This is a genomic window from Marinobacterium sp. LSUCC0821 (assembly GCF_012848475.1).
GTDB lineage: Bacteria > Pseudomonadota > Gammaproteobacteria > Pseudomonadales > Balneatricaceae > Marinobacterium_E.
Map to the genome: position 1 here is coordinate 2,128,379 of NZ_CP051666.1, position 19,115 is coordinate 2,147,493.

At 48.3% G+C, this 19,115-nt stretch carries 19 protein-coding genes and 1 other RNA gene; 12 read left to right on the forward strand and 8 right to left on the reverse strand.

The window, feature by feature from the left end:
- The gene (locus HH196_RS10355) at positions 1 to 1,056 is read left to right on the forward strand and encodes an AbrB family transcriptional regulator (RefSeq protein ID WP_211160789.1); all 1,056 of its coding nucleotides are present in this window, start codon (positions 1 to 3) and stop codon (positions 1,054 to 1,056) included.
- Here the strand turns inward: HH196_RS10355 and tcuB are convergent.
- Together tcuB and tcuA are read right to left on the reverse strand one after the other, a co-directional pair.
- Positions 1,053 to 2,198 (reverse strand): tricarballylate utilization 4Fe-4S protein TcuB, encoded by a 1,146-nt coding sequence (tcuB, locus tag HH196_RS10360; RefSeq protein WP_169452045.1) that lies wholly within the window; start codon positions 2,196 to 2,198, stop codon positions 1,053 to 1,055. The genes HH196_RS10355 and tcuB overlap by 4 nt on opposite strands.
- Entirely contained in the window at positions 2,182 to 3,570 is a 1,389-nt protein-coding gene (tcuA, locus tag HH196_RS10365; RefSeq protein WP_169452046.1) for an FAD-dependent tricarballylate dehydrogenase TcuA, read from the reverse strand. The genes tcuB and tcuA overlap by 17 nt, the downstream gene beginning before the upstream one ends.
- Before the next feature lie 89 nt (positions 3,571 to 3,659).
- On the opposite strand from tcuA, the gene HH196_RS10370 reads away from it, so the two are divergent.
- From HH196_RS10370 to HH196_RS10380, 3 genes are all read left to right on the forward strand, one after another.
- Positions 3,660 to 4,316: a GntR family transcriptional regulator gene (locus HH196_RS10370; RefSeq protein WP_169452047.1), complete on the forward strand. Its 657-nt coding sequence runs from the start codon at positions 3,660 to 3,662 to the stop codon at positions 4,314 to 4,316.
- Positions 4,317 to 4,866: 550 nt separating this feature from the next.
- Positions 4,867 to 5,730 (forward strand): GyrI-like domain-containing protein, encoded by an 864-nt coding sequence (locus HH196_RS10375; protein ID WP_169452048.1) that lies wholly within the window; start codon positions 4,867 to 4,869, stop codon positions 5,728 to 5,730.
- 204 nt (positions 5,731 to 5,934) lie between these two features.
- Positions 5,935 to 6,492, forward strand: a complete 558-nt coding sequence (locus HH196_RS10380; protein WP_169452049.1) for a hypothetical protein — start codon at positions 5,935 to 5,937, stop codon at positions 6,490 to 6,492.
- A gap of 377 nt (positions 6,493 to 6,869) precedes the next feature.
- On the opposite strand, the gene ssrA is transcribed toward HH196_RS10380, so the two are convergent.
- Both ssrA and smpB read right to left on the reverse strand, forming a co-directional pair.
- Positions 6,870 to 7,229, reverse strand: a transfer-messenger RNA (tmRNA) gene (gene ssrA, locus HH196_RS10390).
- A 41-nt stretch (positions 7,230 to 7,270) separates the two neighbouring features.
- Positions 7,271 to 7,747 (reverse strand): SsrA-binding protein SmpB, encoded by a 477-nt coding sequence (smpB, locus tag HH196_RS10395; RefSeq protein ID WP_169452050.1) that lies wholly within the window; start codon positions 7,745 to 7,747, stop codon positions 7,271 to 7,273.
- 126 nt (positions 7,748 to 7,873) lie between these two features.
- Between smpB and HH196_RS10400 the strand changes: the two genes are divergently transcribed.
- Complete coding sequence (locus HH196_RS10400) at positions 7,874 to 8,305, forward strand: type II toxin-antitoxin system RatA family toxin (RefSeq protein ID WP_169452051.1); 432 nt, start codon at positions 7,874 to 7,876, stop codon at positions 8,303 to 8,305.
- Between the two features lie 8 nt (positions 8,306 to 8,313).
- Positions 8,314 to 8,616, forward strand: a complete 303-nt coding sequence (locus HH196_RS10405; protein WP_169452052.1) for an RnfH family protein — start codon at positions 8,314 to 8,316, stop codon at positions 8,614 to 8,616.
- Between the two features lie 36 nt (positions 8,617 to 8,652).
- Here HH196_RS10405 and HH196_RS10410 read toward each other — a convergent pair whose 3' ends face one another.
- A complete protein-coding gene (locus HH196_RS10410) occupies positions 8,653 to 8,973 on the reverse strand; it encodes an outer membrane protein assembly factor BamE (RefSeq protein ID WP_169452053.1) in 321 nt (106 codons plus the stop codon).
- A gap of 88 nt (positions 8,974 to 9,061) precedes the next feature.
- On the opposite strand from HH196_RS10410, the gene fur reads away from it, so the two are divergent.
- Positions 9,062 to 9,487, forward strand: a complete 426-nt coding sequence (gene fur / locus HH196_RS10415; protein ID WP_169452054.1) for a ferric iron uptake transcriptional regulator — start codon at positions 9,062 to 9,064, stop codon at positions 9,485 to 9,487.
- A gap of 44 nt (positions 9,488 to 9,531) precedes the next feature.
- Here the strand turns inward: fur and recN are convergent, their stop codons facing one another.
- Entirely contained in the window at positions 9,532 to 11,223 is a 1,692-nt protein-coding gene (gene recN / locus HH196_RS10420; protein WP_169452055.1) for a DNA repair protein RecN, read from the reverse strand.
- Positions 11,224 to 11,378: 155 nt separating this feature from the next.
- Here recN and grpE point away from each other — a divergent pair, with 155 nt between their 5' ends.
- From grpE to dapB, 5 genes are all read left to right on the forward strand, one after another.
- On the forward strand, positions 11,379 to 11,957 hold the full coding sequence (grpE, locus tag HH196_RS10425) for a nucleotide exchange factor GrpE (protein ID WP_169452056.1): 579 nt from the start codon (positions 11,379 to 11,381) through the stop codon (positions 11,955 to 11,957).
- Positions 11,958 to 12,059: 102 nt separating this feature from the next.
- Complete coding sequence (gene dnaK, locus HH196_RS10430; protein WP_169452057.1) at positions 12,060 to 13,982, forward strand: molecular chaperone DnaK; 1,923 nt, start codon at positions 12,060 to 12,062, stop codon at positions 13,980 to 13,982.
- Between the two features lie 107 nt (positions 13,983 to 14,089).
- The gene (gene dnaJ / locus HH196_RS10435; protein WP_169452058.1) at positions 14,090 to 15,217 is read left to right on the forward strand and encodes a molecular chaperone DnaJ; all 1,128 of its coding nucleotides are present in this window, start codon (positions 14,090 to 14,092) and stop codon (positions 15,215 to 15,217) included.
- Positions 15,217 to 16,011 carry a serine O-acetyltransferase gene (cysE, locus tag HH196_RS10440; protein ID WP_169452059.1) on the forward strand — a complete coding sequence of 265 codons (795 nt, stop codon included), beginning with the start codon at positions 15,217 to 15,219 and terminating at the stop codon, positions 16,009 to 16,011. Before dnaJ ends, cysE begins: the two co-directional genes overlap by 1 nt.
- 24 nt (positions 16,012 to 16,035) lie before the next feature.
- Positions 16,036 to 16,845: a 4-hydroxy-tetrahydrodipicolinate reductase gene (dapB, locus tag HH196_RS10445; protein ID WP_211160790.1), complete on the forward strand. Its 810-nt coding sequence runs from the start codon at positions 16,036 to 16,038 to the stop codon at positions 16,843 to 16,845.
- Positions 16,846 to 16,966: 121 nt separating this feature from the next.
- Here the strand turns inward: dapB and HH196_RS10450 are convergent, their stop codons facing one another.
- Positions 16,967 to 18,190, reverse strand: a complete 1,224-nt coding sequence (locus HH196_RS10450; protein ID WP_169452060.1) for a glycine betaine/L-proline ABC transporter ATP-binding protein — start codon at positions 18,188 to 18,190, stop codon at positions 16,967 to 16,969.
- On the reverse strand, positions 18,183 to 19,079 hold the full coding sequence (locus HH196_RS10455) for a proline/glycine betaine ABC transporter permease (protein ID WP_169452061.1): 897 nt from the start codon (positions 19,077 to 19,079) through the stop codon (positions 18,183 to 18,185). Before HH196_RS10455 ends, HH196_RS10450 begins: the two co-directional genes overlap by 8 nt.
- Between the last annotated feature and the right edge of the window lie 36 nt (positions 19,080 to 19,115).

Genomic DNA, 19,115 nt, shown 5'->3' on the forward strand with positions numbered 1-19,115 from the left:
GTGATCACTCAGTTCATAGAAAGGCAGCGGACACGAATATCGACATTTTCTTTTGCACTGCTCGGCGTTGCTGCGTTTAAGGTATTGGATTTGCCGCTGCCCTTTCTATTCGGTCCCCTCTTTGCCTGTTTAGCTGCAGCGCTCCTAGGCGCCAAACTTCGCGGATTTGGAGTAATCTCCAAGATCGGTAGGGTAATTCTAGGGGTCGCAATCGGCTCATCGCTGACTCCTGCAGTCATCCACGTGCTGCCGAGTATTGCTTTGTCGGTCGCCTTTATTCCCCTATATGTAATTTTAATCGGTCTAATCGGTGTGCCGTTTTTTGAGCGTGTTGGTAAACTTGATCGCCAAACCGCGTATTATGCGGCCATGCCAGGTGGACTGCAGGATATGGTGGTTTTTGGTATCGAAGCGGGTGCAGATCCAAAAGCACTATCTCTGATACACGCAACCCGAGTGCTCATCGTTGTAGTGGTTGCTCCTTTGCTGGTTAGTCAACTCTTCGGTGCATCCCTAGATCGCCCCATTGGCGCTCCCGCGATTAGTATCCCGGGCCACGAGCTACTATTGCTGGCGCTTTCCGGAGTTATTGGCTGGCAAGTAGCAGAGCGATTGAAGCTCTTTGGAGCGACTATTCTCGGCCCCATGTTGGCATCGGCCATACTTTCCCTTTCTGGCGCCGTGGATAGTCGCCCACCAGCGGAGGCTCTTATTTTTGCCCAATTCTTTATAGGGCTCGGTATTGGGGTGTACTACACCGGTGTAAAGCTGAAAGAAGTTGCCGGTCTGCTTGCTGTGGCGACGGTCTTCATACTCATACTTGCAGCGCTAGCAGCCATTTTTACGATCGCTATAGCTTCAATAGATATGGGCCACTCTCAGTTAGACATTTTTCTCGCCTATGCTCCGGGTGGACAGGCTGAGATGACGCTCTTAGCAATCATCAGTGGGGCTGATCTGGGCTTTATCATAGTCCACCATTTGACACGTATGATTTTGGTTATCCTAGGAGCCCCATTCGTAGCCCGCCTGTTTTTAACAAGGACGAAAAATTAGCCGACGCTTCGAATCGCTATCCGATCTGGTTTTGCTACTCCGACTACTGCCTGATGGCGCTCCTGTTCGACTGCAAAGGCGACCAAAGCGATTAACCGATAGAAGCCGTGTATAAATTTTCCGTATGGCATGGATAAAAACAGCGCCATCACAAAGCCCAAGTGCAAGCAGAGTGCGGGCCCGACCCAAGGTGTTGTGCTCACTAGCATCAAGCCGAGTCCCGTAGCGCTGGTGGCAAAAAGCAAGACAAGAAAGCTCACATCCATACCACCATTGTTGCGCCCTCTGACTGCAGGGTCTGCTTTGCGCTTGAGTACTAGTAAGCCCAAAGGGCCCACCAACAAACCAATGCCACCTGTGATTCCCAAAAGTTTAGGAAGGGAGATATAGCCGTAGGGTGCAGGTAGTTCTAAGCCATAATGCATGACCGTAGCGACTGAGGTTGCCGCAAAACAAAGCATAAAACCCCAGAAAGTCGCCTGGTGAAACCAACGGCGCAGCATTGACGGTGTTTCGGTTGGATAGGAACAGCCTTGGCCATTACCTCCATCTAGATATTTCAAGCTGAGGGCTGCTTTGATACCGGTGCCAACGCTCGCCCAGTCGAGGCTAAATGGACTGGGCAAACTCAACGCACGCCAAAATTTTCGAATCGATAGACTAAGCGCCAGAAGGACAAAGATACCCACGGAGCCGAATAGAGAAACTAAAACGTTATGTGAAATCACACCGTAAAACTGGTTGGGGTGTGCTGCAAAGAAATCAGCACCGGTTAGTACCGCTCCGCCGGCCATAAAAAGGCCCAGTATCAATGCAGTCACAATAGAGACCCACAGACCATTTTGTGCGAACAGACGGCCGAGTGGGGCAGGCCAGGCGTACGCCGCATAATTCTCTTGACGTAAATCCGCAAAAACCGCTGCCACGTTTAGATTGAACTCATGCGGTGGTGCATATTGACAGTTGTGGTAGCACGAGCCGCAGTTATGACAAAGGTTTGCCAGATAGTCGAGGTTCTCGGTATTGAACTCAAGACGTAGTTCCATCGCCTGAAACACGGCGCAATGCCCTTCACAGTAACGGCAAGCGTTACAAATTGTCATGATGCGGGCGGCTTCATTCACATTATTTGTTGAGCGCATATTTTGCAGCCTCTCTTCCAGCAATCTGTCCAAAAACATTTCCAATTGTCATACCGATGCCGGCGAGGTACCCCTCGCCCAACACATTACCCGCCATTATTTCTCCTGCTGCGAAGATGTTTTCACTAGGGGTTTCGTCCCGCATCAGCATTTTTGCCTGTTGGTTTACGCCGACGCCAAGGTAGGTAAAAGTGATGCCTGGCTTGAGGCTGTAGGCGTTGTAGGGAGGTGTGTCTATAGGTCGAGCCCAGTTAGTCTTGTTTACTTCAAGCCCAGACGTAGCCAATCCATCGAGTTCGGTGTGGTCGAACGTCCCCGGTTGAACCGCGGCGTTAAACGTATCTACTGTGTATTTCAGTGTCTGAGGGTCGAGTCCAATTTTAAGCGCGAGCTCCTCGATTGTGTCGGCTGTCTCGGCAGGGAACACTGGAGGCATAAAAGCGCCTTTGGATTTGGCATCAATGATGACGTGTCCAATCTGATCTGGTTGTTTTGCGACAAGTCGGCCCCAAATTGCATAGCGCTTTGGCCAGAAATCCTCTCCCTCGTCATAGAAGCGCTTCGCCTCTTTGTTAACAACAATGCCGAGCGATACGCAGTCAACTCGGGTGCATATACCGCCATCAAACTTGGGGGCTCTGCCATCAATCGCTACTGCATGACACTGGTCAGGCTCGCCAATCTGCTTCGCGCCTTTGTCGAGCAGTAGTTTCAGTAGCTCCCCGCGGTTGTAGGGCGTTCCTCGAATAATAAAATTCTCTGCGACCGGGCCCCAAGCCTCCCTCAACCATTCGATGTTGGCTTCAAATCCGCCAGCAGCCGCCACAAAGGCTCGACCTTGAATGTACTCTTTGCCGATGTATGCACCCTCGAAGCGGCCCGCTTCAAATTTAATATCTGTAACTTTTGCTTCGTAAAGTATTCTGATTCCCAACTTCTCGGCAAAGCGGTAGAGCGCATTGATCAGTTGTTTACCTCCACCCATGAAGAAAGCGTTTGTGCGCCCTAGATGAAGAGTACCTCCCAGGGGGGGTTGGAACTGCACGCCTCGTTGCTCTAGCCAATCAACACAACTGGCTGATTCGCGCAACATCATCCTAGCCATTGACTCGTTAGTTTTTCCCTTGGTAACACGCAGGAGATCGTCCCAGTACTCCTCCTCATCATACACGCCGCTAAGTACAGAGAGCGGTCCATTATGCATAGGGCGCAAATTTCGAGTGTGGCGTGTGTTGCCTCCTCTGTAACTTTTGGGTGCGCCCTCCAGTAGACAAACTGACGCGCCAGCCTCTGCTGCAACAATTGCGGAGATGAGACCCGCCTGTCCACCACCGGCAACAATAACGTCGAACTCTTTTGTTGATGTGCTCATTTGCATTCCTGTGTATACAACTGCATGCAATTATTTCAGTGTTCTGTTAATCTGTCAAAAAAATTTGGAAAAGTGGAAGTGGAGTGGAAATGATAAACGACTCGAGAGATGAACGCTCGCGTGTTGAGATTGCATACGACAAGTTACTCACTGCTATACAGGAGGGAGAGTTAAAGCCGGGAACTCGTATCAGAGAGGTCGAACTTGCCGAAAAGTTTGGAATTAGCCGAACGCCTATCCGCGACGCTATCTTGAAGCTTGAATCTGAGGGGCTGCTGATTCATGAAGCGCGTAAGGGAGCGGTAATAAAGAGTCTGTCTCACCGAGAGATTATTGAACTCTATGCGATGCGAGAAGTCCTTGAAGGCACTGCTGCTCGCTACGCGGCACAACATGCCTCGAGTGCAGAGATAGAGGAGCTTAATGCCCTGAATGATCTAATGTATGAGTGCAGGTCAGAGCCTTCTCGCGTAGTGAGTTTTAACCGTCAGTTTCACAACCTACTCTACAGCTGTGCCAATAACCGTTACCTGCTTGGCGCACTGCGCAGCCTATCCAACGCTATGGCGCTACTTGGAAAGACCACCCTAGCTGATCCAGTTCGAACAGAAGAGGCTTTCAAGGAGCATAGCTCCATCGTAATAGCAATCGCACAGAGAGATGGTGATAGTGCAGAATTTGCCGCAAGAAAGCATATACTCAAAGCTAAGGCTGAGCGGTTGAAACTTTTAAGAGATAAGGTTTAACGGAGATATCACGATGATAGCTTCTAATCAGGTCGATTAGCCCCCCTTCTGGTGCATGTAATACAACCTCCCGTCTTTAATGCGTTAAGGGTATGCACATTTAAAAAAATCGCGAGGTGAAGGGCACATACAAAAAAGGCTTACATCGTCTGCAAGCCTTTAAATATGGTGCCTCGAGGCGGAATCGAACCACCGACACGAGGATTTTCAATAATCAAATGCAATTATAAGTCAATTAAATCATATAGTTACTGGGTCGTCCGTTGCGTGACTTTCATAACTATGCATAACAAAGCACTACTAACTTGCGCAAAAGTACGAATAGATCTGCATTACTAATTAATGACTCATTACCCGCAATAGCGGACTAAGGGTCAAAACGGAATTCTAAGTCACCAATATGCACAGAAGCTGTGCCGTCAGATAATCGTGCAAGCAAGCCCAGAATTCTCACTTCTTATACTGATCGTTATTTCAGCAATCTGAATCAAGACCAAGTCAACTAAACTCAATACCATGCCTACATGGTTTTCAGTGGTAAATTGTCGAAATGAACAGCTTGCACCAAAGAATAGAGCACGTTTGTGAATACATAGAGTACAACTTGGATGGTCCGCTTAGTTTGGACGTTCTAAGCGATGTAGCATGCTACTCCAAGTTTCACTTTCACAGGGTATTTAAGGCCGTTACGGGATTAAGTGTCCAGCAATATGTGCTTTACCTGCGACTGCGACGAGCGTCATTCCGCATCAGTTTTGAGAAAAATGTTAATTTGTCAGATATCGGTTTTGAGGCGGGCTTTGATAGCCCTGAGGCTTTCAGTCGTGCTTTTAAACGTGAAGTTGGACAGCTTCCAAGCGAATTCAGACAAAATGCTGATTGGGGAAACTGGAATTTACGGCTTAAGAGAGAGCAATCAAGACTCAATAAGAGGCATAAAATGGAAATTAAGGTTAAGGTTACAGAGTTCCCTGAAATACAAATCGCTTATCTGTCCCACATAGGTTCCCCAGATACCGTGCTCAAAACAGCTGGTAAGTTTATCGAATGGAGAAAAGAGACGGGGCTATCACCAGTAAAGACAAGCCGAACATTTGGTATCGCCTATAGTGATCCAGAAACCACACCCCCTGACGAGTTTCGCTGGGATGTTTGTGGGTCAGTTAAAAGCCACGTCCCTGAAAATAGTTTCGGCATTAAAAATGGAACGCTTCCAGCAGGGAAATGCGCTGTCATACGTCACAAAGGCAGTCACGACGGTCTTAGCGATTCAATTTGGCATGCAATAAAAAACTGGTTGCCTGAAAGCCAAGAGGAGCTTAGAGATCATCCGATTTACTTCGAGTATCTAAATTTTATTTTCGAAGTTGATGAGTGTGACTTGTTGACTGATATCTACTTACCGTTGAAGTGAATCTGATCAGAATCTGAAACGTCACTTAAGATGGATTAAGTGGCGTTCGACTGAAGTTCCAAAATAGGCACATTTAAGCCCTGCACTACCAGTCATACTTTATCGTAGGGAGGGCCGCTAAGGGCAATTGTAAGACATCATTTACACGCTTTTAGCGGACTAGTTTATGGTAAAATTAGAGTGTCCCAAATTGAGGTTCACCCTATGCCTAAATCAAAGAAACCATCCACATTAGAGTCTGAAATTTTAGCTGGCGCAGGCAGTGAATACATTTCCGCAGAGCTTGCTGGAGAGCTTTTCAAAACGGGTAATGGTTCTACCATAGATGTCGCTCAATTCGTCTCAGAAGCTCGCTCTTTAGCTAAGAGCGTTAAGTCTGGCGACAATGGTCATCTTGTCGATAAGCTATCGTCCCAACTTCACCTGCTTGATGTGCTTTTTACCCGTACTACCCGACTAGCAGTTGCTCAAAACAACCCTGAACGAATGCTGGCGATTTTGGATATGGCGCTGAAAGTTCAGAACCACACTCGCCGAACAGCTAGTACGATCAGTGAACTAACCCACCCTAAAGCCAATGTGAGCTTTATTCGAGCTGAGAATGCCAATGTGGCGACTAATCAGCAGATCAATTATTCAGAAAAAAATCTCGGAAACGAACTAAACACAGGTGATATCCATGAGATGGACAGACGAAGCTCGGGCAAAGCAAGCAGAGCGAATCAGGAAATCGAAGCCTTGGTTGAAGTCGACAGGGCCTAAAACAGAGCAGGGTAAGCGTATCTCCTGCATGAATGCTCTTAAGAGCGGCGCTTATGCTGCAGAGATGCGTGATCTAGAGATATTACTTCTAGAAATTAGCCGAGCTGTTGGTCATAACGATTGAGGTATTTGAGGTAGATTCTCTATAGTGGTTTTTAGTTAATATACCTATCTATAAATTCAAAAAAGTTAACCACACAGTAGTTTGGTTAATACAGGGAAATCTACCTCAAATACCTCAATCGTAGATTGTTGTGATCTAAGTCTTTTGCATAACACCTCAAAATACTCGCTTATTCTAGCCTTTTATCTTTTGTGGGGTGCTATGTGGGAATTATAAAAAAGCACCTTGTAAGGTGCTGATTTATAAGGTTGTTTGGTGGAGGTGGCGGGTTTCGAACCCGCGTCCGTCAATCCTCTGCCTCAAGCTCTACATGCATAGACATCTCTATTAAATTAACCCGTCACGAGCCGAGAGTCAGGCTGTTATGGGCGAGCCTTTTTAGTGTTTAACCCGTTGGCTTAAGGCGAAGACGCGGGGCGATTCTATCTCATATGACACTGCCGAAACTCTGAGTTATAGACACCTTAGAGGGCAGCGCTAGCAGGCTTAAGCTGCTAGAGCGTAGTTATCGTCGTTTGCAACTATAACTGTGTGATGAGGGATTAACGAGAATCATCACATTCTCGACATGCACCTAAGGGTTCGTAATCAGCGTCGAATCCAAGTCACCCCCAGAACGGGTCATTATAGAGTGTGCGAGTAACGTTACAAGCGTTATTGGTTTTTGCTTAAAACTCGCTGTTTCTCGCGATTCCAATCGCGCTCTTTTTCAGTTGCGCGTTTGTCGTGAAGTTTCTTACCTTTGGCAAGGCCAACTTCACATTTGATACGTCCCTCTTTCCAGTAGATTGAGAGAGCAACACAGGTGTAGCCTTTTGCTTCCACGGCTCCCGCTAAGCGGTTGAGCTCTGTGCGGTGCATCAGAAGCTTACGTGGGCGCACAGGGTCGGCTACTACATGGGTACAAGCTGTTTTAAGTGGTGAGAAGTGTGAGCCAAGGAGCCAAGCTTCACCATTTTTGAAGTCGATGTAGGACTCTACCAGTTGTGCACGACCTTCCCTGAGGCTTTTCACCTCCCATCCGGTTAGGACAAGTCCAGCTTCGAACTTGTTCTCTATCGTGTACTCAAAGCGAGCTCGCTTGTTTTGGCAGATGGTGTTGCCACCGGGTGCCTTCTTCTTTTTAGCCATGGCGCGGATTATATAGAGGCGGGGCTGGCAAAGAAAGGCGTTGCTAACTTGTTGGCCTCTTCTCTTGTGTGTCGATACGTTAACCGTGACAATATGGGCACAAGTTAGTTAATAGTGTTTTGATTTATGACGGTTGTGAATCGTACCGCCTTGGTTTTGCATACTGCAGAGCAGATGTTCGATCTGATCAATGATGTGCGTCGTTACCCAGAGTTTCTGCCCTGGTGTGCGAGTACCGAGGTCATTAGCGAAAGTGATGCGATGCTTGAGGCGACATTGAACCTCTCTAAGGGTGGTCTTAGTTACAGTTTTACAACGCGTAATGAGTTGAAACGTCCCGCCGAGATGAAACTCTCACTGGTTGATGGGCCTTTCCAAAAATTGGAGGGTGTATGGACTTTTACTGTTCTCTCTGAAGAGGCGTGTAAGGTTGAACTTAACCTCAATTTTGAGTTCTCGGGTAAATTAACGGGTATGGCGATGTCTAAGGTGTTTAACACTGTTGCCACCTCTTTGGTGGATGCCTTTGTTACCCGTGCTGATCAAATTTATGGATGAGGTGATCGGTGATTAAAGTTGAAGTGGCTTACGCGTTGCCTACAGAGCAGAAAATAATCTCTTTGCAGGTCGAAGAGGGAACAACTGTCTATGAAGCGGTAGCACGTTCTAAGATTGTTGATCTGTTCCCGCAGATTGATATCAATACCGACTCAATGGGTATATTCAGTCGAGCGATAACCGATCCCAAAGCGGAAATCTTGCGTGAGGGTGATAGGGTTGAGATCTATCGCCCATTGATTGCCGACCCCAAAGAGGTGCGAGCTAAGCGAGCAGCGCAGAAAAAAGCAGAAAACGAAAAGGCCAAGTAGATACTTGGCCTATTGCATATAGTTGGGCTTAACAGCTTAGTTTGGCTTGTAATCGCCTTCTAGTCGCACCAACCGTTCATTGTCAAAGTAGACGCTGAACTGGCGTAACTCAACCACCTTATCTTCTTTAACCATCTGGTAAACGTAGTCCCAGCGGTTTTTGTTAAAGGTGTCAGTTAATAGAGGTGTGCCTAGTACATAACGTACTTGGCTTGGCGTCATGCCAGGACGCAATTCGTCCACCATCTCTTGAGTAATATGGTTACCCTGCGGTACGTCCATCTTGTAGACACCAGGGAAATAGGTACAACCGCTGATTAAAAGAGCGGCAAAAGATCCAACGATTAGCTTACGCATCGGTTTAAAGCTTCCACTTTGTTCCGTAACAATGAATAATCGAGTCTAACATTGCTTGTTATTAATCGACTAGTTACAGATTCAATTTATGCCATTAGATAGCCAAGAACTTCGTCGCGCCGGTCTTAAAGTGACCCTTCCGCGTGTAAAAATTTATGAAATCCTTGAGGGAGGTGGTGAAGGTGACCATTTTTCCGCTGAGGATATCTATAAGATTTTGCTAGAGCAGGGTGAGGATGTTGGTCTTGCAACTGTCTATCGTGTTCTGACTCAGTTTGAAACTGCAGGATTGGTTTCACGCCACCATTTTGAGGGTGGTCACTCGGTATTTGAGTTATTGCGTGACGAACAGCATGATCACGTTGTCTGTGTTAAGTGTGGGCGTGTTCGTGAGTTTACGGATCCTGTGCTTATCGAGCGTTTAGTTGAGATTGGTAAAGAGCTAGGTTTTGATGTGAATGACCGCACTCTCTACCTATATGGAACCTGCAGTAACGGCTGCCAAGAGGCCTAGCTTATACTCATAAGCCTTTCAGGCGCTTCCTCCACTCCAGAGCGCTATGCAGATACCTTTTCGCTGCTGGCGCTTAACATCTCTTTAGCGTGTTCAAGCGTTGTGTTGGTGATCTCTAAGCCACCCAACATACGTGCAATCTCATTGACGCGCTGTTTTTCAGTCAGGGCGTTAATGCGAGTCTCAATAGTCCCAGTCTCAACTCCCTTGCTGACAAATAGATGCGTATGCCCTTGTGAGGCAACCTGCGGCTGGTGAGTTACACACATCACCTGGGCGCGTGCGCTCAGTTTGCGTAGTAGACGGCCTACTACTTCGGCGATGCCGCCACCTATGCCCACATCAACCTCGTCAAAGATAAGAGTTGGTGTGTCGGTGGTTTGTGCCGTCACGACCTGAATGGCAAGACTTATTCGCGAGAGCTCGCCACCTGAGGCAATTTTAGCCAGTGGTTTTGCAGTTTGCCCTGCGTTAGTGCTGATGAGGAACTCAATCTCTTCTAGGCCATTTGCCGTAATGTATTTAGGGTCAACTTCGCTCACTTTGGCTGTAAATCGTGCTGAAGCCATACCTAACATTTCAAGCTGCTTATTCACCTCGCCATCCAGAACCTTAGCTGCGTCTATACGCTGCTTACTTAGTTCACGAGCTTTGCTGATAAGTGCTTTGTAAGCTGAGTGCACCTCCGACTCAAGCACTTCGAGGTTTTCATCAACATGGCTTAGCACATCTAGTTGCTCGTTGAGTTGGTCGCGAAGCTCTGGCAGTTGCTCCGGTGCAACGCGATGTTTGCGCGCAAGGTCGTAGATTGTTGAAAGACGCTCTTCAACCTCTTGAAGTCGCTCTGGGTCTAAATCAACGCGCTGTAAGAAGTTGCTTAGCTCTCGCTCCGCCTCCTCGATTTGGATAAGTGCGGCGTTTAACATCTCTGCAGTCTGCTGAAGAGCTGGGGTATCTGCTTCCATATCGCCCAGCAGTTGTAGGGCGTGATTAACCAGCGATTGCGCATCACTCTCTTCGCCTTCACCGAGGAGAGTGGTGATTTGTTGGCCGCGAGTCAGAATGGCCCCTGCGTTGGCGAGGGTTTTCTGTTCTGCTTCTAGCTCTTCAAGTTCACCTACTTGAGGGTCTAAGCGATTTAGCTCCTCCGTTTGGTAGCTGAGGAGTTGTTGCTGCGCGTGCGCCTCTGCGCTCATATCTTGAAGGCGCTTGAGTTCTGTCTGTTTAGTCTGCCACTGTGCGAAAAGAGTGCGCACCTCTGTTGCTGACTCATCAGCTTTTGCAAAGTTATCCAGAAGAGAACGGTGGTGATCCCGTTTCAGTAGTCGTTGGTGTTCGTGCTGGCCGTGAATATCGACAAGAATCTCGCCCAGCTCTTTAACGCGATTAAGTGGGCAGGGGTGGCCATTGATGTAGCTTCGACTTCTGCCATCGGAAGTGAGTGTTCTTCGTAGAATGCACTCGCCTGCATCTTCGGATTCAAGTTCGTTGGCCTCTAGCCACTCGCGTGCTTCGCTGAGTTTGGTGATATCGAATGCTGCACTTATCTCTGCACGGTTTGCCCCTTCTCTGACTGAATCTGCTTCTGCTCGTTTACCAAGGGCAAGTCCTAATGCGTCTAGCATGATCGATTTGCCTGCCCCCGTTTCACCGCTGACAACGGTCATGCCGGCTTTTAGCTCTAAATCTAATGAAGAGACGATGGCGAAATTTCGAATGCTGAGAAGTGTAAGCATGGCTCAATACCTGTGTATGTATACAGTAACTGTATTTTTAACCAATAGTACCGGTTTGTTCAATATCTATGAGCAAAAAAAACCAGGTCGGGGTTGAATTTGTGTCAACCGATCCCACATAGGAGACAAGTTAGATTTAATTCGGAGATTCTTTAATGGCTAATGAAGATCAGAAGCCTGCTGAGCAGGTAGACGAAGCGGTTCAAGAAGCGCAGGTTGAAGATACTGGTGCTGTAGAGATTGAGGAGATTGTAACTATCGACTCTCTGCAGGCAGAGCTTGATGAAGCAAACCAGACAATTGCAGAACTACAGAAGCAACTGGCTGAACTAGAGCCGCGTGCACAGGCTGAAATCGCTAACCAGCGTCGCCGTGCAGAGGCTGAAGTTGAGAAGGCTCGTAAATTTGCTGTTGAGAAGTTCGCTTCTGAGCTACTTCCAGTTATCGACAGTCTTGAGCGCGCAATCGAATCAAGTCAGGTTGAAGACGAAGTTGTTAAGCCACTGCGTGAAGGCGTTGAGATGACTCACAAGATGTTCATCGATGGCGTAGCTAAGTTCAACCTAGAAGTTGTGAATCCAGAGGGCGAAGCGTTCAACCCTGAGCACCATCAGGCGATGTCTATGGTTGAGGTTGAAGGAACTGCACCTAATACAGTGATTGCAGTGATGCAAAAGGGCTATGTATTGAATGGCCGTTTGGTTCGTCCTGCAATGGTCATGGTTTCAAAGTAAGGGGAATTTATTCCGCCCCTCTTGATATTTAAAAGTCCGAACCCATATAGGGTGTAAGGAAATAGTTTAACCACCACTGGTGGAAATTTTTTGGAGATTTACATGGGTAAGATCATCGGTATTGACCTTGGTACCACCAACTCGTGTGTAGCGGTACTTGAAGGCGACAAAACTAAAGTAATTGAGAACGCAGAAGGCGATCGCACAACGCCATCGATCATTGCGTACTCTGCAGACGGCGAAACGCTTGTTGGTCAGTCGGCTAAACGTCAGGCTGTTACCAATCCAGAGAACACATTGTTCGCTATCAAGCGTCTGATCGGTCGTCGCTTCGAAGACGATGTTGTACAGAAAGATATCAAAATGGTTCCGTACAAAATCGCTAAAGCTGACAACGGCGATGCGTGGGTAGATGTGAAGGGTAGCAAGATGGCTCCTCCACAGATCTCTGCAGAAGTTCTTAAGAAGATGAAGAAGACTGCAGAAGACTACCTTGGCGAGCCAGTAACTGAAGCAGTTATCACTGTTCCAGCATACTTCAACGACTCACAGCGCCAGGCAACTAAAGATGCTGGTAAGATTGCGGGTCTTGAAGTTAAGCGTATTATCAACGAGCCAACTGCTGCTGCCCTTGCTTACGGCATGGATAAAGCGGCGGGTGACCGTACAATCGCAGTTTACGACCTAGGTGGTGGTACTTTCGATATCTCAATCATCGAGATTGCAGACGTTGATGGTGAGCACCAGTTCGAAGTACTTGCGACTAACGGTGATACATTCCTTGGTGGTGAAGACTTCGACCTTGCGGTTATCAACTACCTAGCAGGCGAGTTTAAGAAAGAGTCTGGTATCGATCTACACAACGATCCACTAGCTCTTCAGCGTCTAAAAGAAGCAGCTGAAAAGGCGAAAGTTGAGCTTTCATCTTCACAGTCTACTGACGTGAACTTGCCATACATCACAGCAGATGCAACAGGTCCTAAACACCTTAATGTTAAACTGAGCCGCTCTAAGCTTGAGTCACTAGTTGAAGACCTTGTACAGCGTTCACTAGAGCCATGTCGCATTGCGCTTCAGGATGCTGGTCTATCAGCGTCTGAAATCCAGGATGTCATCCTAGTGGGTGGTCAGACTCGCATGCCAATGGTGCAGGCGAAAGTTGCTGAGTTCTTCGGTAAAGAGCCACGTAAAGATGTAAACCCAGATGAAGCAGTAGCGATGGGTGCTGCACTTCAGGGTGCGGTACTTTCTGGTGACGTTAAAGACGTTCTTCTTCTTGACGTAACTCCGCTAACCCTAGGTATCGAAACTATGGGTGGCGTTGCTACAGCACTTATTGAGAAGAACACTACGATCCCTACTCGTAAGTCACAGGTCTTCTCAACAGCTGAAGATAACCAGACTGCTGTAACCATTCACGTAGTACAGGGTGAGCGTAAGCAGGCTGCGCAGAACAAGTCACTGGGTCGTTTCGATCTTGCAGACATTCCGCCAGCACCACGTGGCATGCCACAGGTTGAAGTAACATTCGATATCGATGCGAACGGTATCCTTAACGTATCTGCTAAAGATAAAGCGACTGGTAAAGAGCAGTCGATCGTTATCAAGGCATCTTCAGGTCTGAGCGATGATGAAGTTGAACAGATGGTTCGCGACGCTGAAGCCCACGCGGAAGAAGATAAGAAGTTCGAAGAGCTAACTGCAGCTCGCAACCAGGGTGATGCGATGGTTCACACCGCGCGTAAAACTCTGACTGATGCGGCTGATAAAGTGACTGACGAAGAGAAAGCGGGTATTGAAGCGGCTATCACTGCACTAGAAGAGGCGCTGAAAGGCTCTGATGCTGCAGAGATCACTGCGAAGACTGAAGCGCTAACTGAAGCAGTTTCTGCAGTTGCTCAGAAGATGTACGCAGATGCGGCCGCGCAGGGTGAAGCTGGCGGTGCTGAGGCTGACGCAGCTCGCGATGCGGGTGATGATGTTGTTGATGCTGAATTCGAAGAAGTCAAAGACGACAAGAAATAAGCACTGCAATTAGAGGTGCATGAGCGCCTCTTTTACACCACATCAACAGCGCGGGGGTCTTTACTCCCGCGTTGTCATATTCAAGACCTAGAGGCTGAAAAGCAGGCATGGATAAGCAAGATTACTATGAGTTGTTAGATGTTCCACGCGATGCATCTGACCGCGATATCAAGAAGGCGTACCGTCGTCTGGCGATGAAATATCATCCAGACCGTAACCCTGATGACAAAGATGCTGAGTTGAAGTTCAAAGAGATCAACGAAGCCTACGAAGTACTATCGGATGCGCAGAAGAAAGCTGCCTATGATCAATTTGGCCACGCTGGTGTAAATGGCCAAGGCGGAATGGGCGGTGGCGGCTTTGAAGGCGGCTTCGGCGATATCTTCGGTGATGTATTCGGTGACATCTTTGGTGGCGGCGGTGGTGGCCGTCGTCGTTCAAGTGTTCGTCGTGGCGCAGATCTTCGTTATAACCTAGACCTAAGCCTTGAAGAGGCTGTGCGCGGTTGTGAAAAGACACTAAAAGTTCCTACTTACGTTTCGTGTGAAACGTGTGACGGTAGCGGTGCTAAACCAGGCACGTCAGCGAAAACCTGTGGTACCTGTGGTGGTGCCGGTCAGGTGCGTATGCAGCAAGGTTTCTTCGCTGTACAGCAGACCTGTCCGAGCTGTCGTGGTGAAGGTAAGGTGATTAGCGATCCTTGTGGTACCTGTCATGGTCAGGGTCGCACTCAGAAAACTAAAACGCTTCAGGTTAAAATTCCTGCAGGTGTTGATACCGGTGACCGTATCCGCCTAGGTGGTGAAGGTGAAGCGGGTGCCCATGGCGGTCCTGCGGGCGATCTCTACGTTCAGGTGAGTGTGAAAGATCACCCAATCTTTGAACGTGACGGAGCTCATCTGTACTGTGAAGTGCCTATCAGTATCGTTGATGCTGCACTGGGTGGTGAGTTGGATGTGCCAACTCTGGATGGTCGCGTTAAACTTAAGATCCCTGCTGAAACGCAGACGGGTAAAATGTTCAGGCTGCGCGGTAAGGGTATAAAACCAGTGCGCGGCGGTTCACTAGGTGATCTAATGGTGAAAGTGGTTGTTGAAACCCCTGTAAGTCTTACAGCTCGTCAGAAAGAGCTGCTACAGGAGTTCCAGACGGAAACTGAACAGCACCAGAAACACGGTCCGAAAAAGCATGGCTTCTTTGATACCGTTAAGAAATTCTTTGAGGATATGACCTAGTGATAGGTGAGCAGACAGTTATAGATGTGTGGCAAACCCTACAGGCAGAGGCCAATAAGCAGTTAGCTGAAGAGCCTCTCCTGAGCAGTTTTTACCATGCAACCATTATCAGTCACCCAACATTACGCTCAGCACTTTCCTACCTTTTGGCAGAGAAACTAGCGGATGATGTGGTTCCTGCAGTGGCGATGCGAGAGATCTTTGAGGTTGCTTACGAGGCGAACCCTTCGCTGATTCAAGCTGCGTGTGCCGACCTGTTGGCGGTGTTTAACCGAGACCCTGCTGCGACTGACTACTGTACTGTACTGCTCTATCTGAAAGGCTTTCATGCGATCCAGTCTTACCGTGTGGCGAACCACATGTGGAAGACGGGCCGTAAATCGCTTGCCAAGTACATCCAGAGCCGTGTGAGCTCAACACTTCAGGTTGATATTCACCCTGCTGCAAAAATCGGTTCTGGCGTTATGTTCGACCACGCAACAGGTATCGTTGTGGGTGAAACCTGTGTCATTGAAGATGAGGTATCGATTCTTCAGTCAGTGACCTTGGGTGGTACGGGTAAAGAGAGCGGTGATCGCCATCCAAAAATTCGTGCAGGTGTCCTGATTGGCGCCGGCGCAAAAATTTTAGGCAATATTGAAGTGGGTGAGGGTGCAAAAGTTGGGGCAGGTAGTGTTGTACTTGAACCTGTTGCGCCGCATACCACGGTTGCAGGTGTCCCTGCTAAAGTGGTGGCATGCACGCTAAGTGCTAAACCTGCATTGGATATGGATCAAGGTCTCGATACCGAGTAACCGAGATCAGATAAGGAAAATTTGATGATACGTCTAGCCGTAACAGGTGCCGCAGGCCGAATGGGTAAAACCCTAATCGAAGCGATTGATGCTGCAGAGGGTGTCACTCTGGGAGCAGCGATTGTACTTCCAGATAGCTCATTAATTGGTGCTGATGCGGGCGAGCTTGCCGGTGTAGGTCGCATGAATGTCAAAATCACAGGTTCTCTTGAATCTGCTTTGAATGATTTTGATGTGCTTATCGATTTCACCAGCCCAGAATCAACAATGAACAACCTCTCTGTCTGCAATGCTGCAGGCAAGGGTATGGTTATCGGTACCACAGGTCTGACTGATTCTCAGAAAGCAAAGCTAGCTAAATTTGGCGAGACAATGCCAGTGGTATTTGCACCAAACATGTCTGTTGGTGTGAATCTATGTTTCAAACTGCTCGAAGTGGCTGCTAAGGCGCTTGGTGATGATGGTGGTTACGATATCGAAATCATCGAAGCTCACCACCGTCATAAAGTTGATGCGCCTTCAGGTACTGCATTGCGTATGGGTGAGGTTGTTGCCGATGCCCTAGGTCGTGACCTTAAGCAGTGTGCTGTTTATGGTCGTGAAGGTCAGACAGGTGCGCGTCCTGAGAAAGAGATCGGTTTCGAGACTATTCGTGCAGGTGATGTTGTCGGTGACCACACAGTGCTATTCGCAACAGAGGGTGAGCGTATCGAGATCACTCATAAAGCCTCTAGCCGCATGACTTTCGCTAAAGGCGCGGTGCGTGCTGCAGCTTGGTTGGCTGATAAGCAGTCTGGTCAGTTCGACATGCAGGATGTTTTGAACCTTAAATAGTTCAAGAGTTTTTGTTAGACTGCGTAAGTTGTTGTTCTCTAAGCCTGCGTTGAGTTTCTCACGCAGGCTTATTTTTTGCATAAAAAAGCCGGCTACTGCCGGCTTCTTATTTGGTGAGTCGTTATTTTTGCTCACCGCTCTCATTGCTATCACCACTGCTTCCCTCAACGAGAACTTCCGCAATACTTGATCGAGATAGTTCGCCTTGAAGGTGACCCTCTTCATCAACGACGGGTACTGGATGGTCTGCTTCTAAGGTCTCTGGAATAACTGTCTCTAGGACAGCATCACTTGAGATAGTAGAGACCTCTGCCATGTCAGCCTGTTCCCAGGTGTAGTCGGCATGGCCACTAGCTGCTTCCTCTTCAAGCCACTCTTGAGTAGCAACCCCTTGGAACTCGCCCTCATTGGATACGACATAGCCGTAGTCATGAGGCGCAGCTTTCATCTGCTTTAGTGCTTCGCCAATGGTCTCTGCAGTTATGCGGTAAGCGGGCTCCTTCATAACCGTCTCCACGGTAAGTGCGCGAGCACGGTTCACATCCTTTACGAAGGCTTCTACGTAGTCGTCCGCAGGATGCAGCAGAATATCTTCAGGTTCGCCCTGTTGAACTAGAAGGCCATCTTTAAGGATTGCGATGCGGTCACCAAGACGCAGTGCTTCATCCAAGTCATGGGTGATGAATATGATCGTCTTGTGTAGGGTCTGCTGAAGCTCAATCAGTTGATCCTGCATTTCACTGCGGATCAGCGGATCAAGTGCTGAGAAGGCCTCATCCATCAACAAGATTTCAGCATCTGTACAGAGCGCACGAGCAAGACCGACACGCTGCTGCTGGCCGCCAGAGAGTTGATTCGGATACTGCTCTTCGTAACCTTTAAGACCAACCGTCTCAAGCCATTCGCGTGCTTTGGTTAGGCGAGCATCTTTATCAACACCTTGAATCTTTAGACCATAAGCAACATTGTCAATCACTGTGTAGTGGGGCATCAATCCAAAGCGCTGGAATACCATCGACATCTTCTTGCGACGGAACTCTTCTAGCTCTTTTGGCGAGAGCTTCATCACGTCAGTGCCTTCAACAATGATCTCGCCTGCAGTGGGGTCGATCAAACGGTTGAAGTGGCGAATCAGTGTCGATTTACCTGAGCCGGAGAGTCCCATGATGACGAAGATTTCGCCACGGTTTATCTCCAAGTTGATCTCTTTTAAGCCGACAGTGTGGCCAGTTTCAGCAAGAATCTCATCCTTGCTTTTACCCGCTTCAATCAGTGGTAGAACGGCTTTGGGTTTGTCGCCGAAAATCTTGTAGAGGTTTTTAACCTGAATCAGTGCTTCACTCATGGCCGCCTCCTAGGTGTGCCTGGGTACGCTTCGCGTAGGCCTGAGAGACACGGTCAAAAATAATGGCCAATACAACAATCGCCAACCCGTTAAGCAGACCCAGCGTAAAGTATTGGTTAGTAATCGATTTAAGCACAGGCTGTCCAAGACCTTTTACACCGATCATCGATGCAATAACCACCATCGATAGCGCCATCATGATGGTCTGGTTGATACCGGCCATAATGGTAGGCATCGCAAGTGGTAGCTGCACTCCAATCAAGCGTTGTCGTGCGCTAGCACCGTAGGCTGTAGCGGCCTCCAGAACCTCTTTATCGACTAGTCTGATGCCAAGGTTGGTAAGACGAATCACAGGTGGAATGGCGTAGATAACTACTGCAATAACACCAGGAATGCGGCCGATGCCGAGCAGCATGACGACAGGTATTAGATAAACAAAGGCAGGCATCGTCTGCATAATGTCTAGCATTGGCGTGACTGTTGCTTGGACTTTATTTGAGCGAGCCATCGCAATGCCGATCGGTATACCAAGGATAATCGCCAAGAGTGTACAGACGGTGATGATACTCATCGTTCGCATCATGTCGTCCCACATGCCAAAGTAGCCAACGACCATCATTGAGACTGCTACACCAATGGTGAGTTTGGTTGAGCGACTCGCTGCAAAAGCCAGCGCCACGATCACTGCAAGCACCATCCACCAAGGTGAATTGAGTAGCAGCTTTTCAAACCAGATTAGAAAGCTAAGTAAAGGGTCAAAGAACGCTTCGATAGCGTCGCCGTATTCACGTGAAAAGTCGCGGTAGGCGCCATCAAGCGTTTTTCGAATATGGAGCAAACTTGCTCGATCGAGTTCTGGAATATCAGTAATCCAAGATTTCTCAGCCATAGATTCCTCTGTATAGGACCAAGAACGCCCCACTAG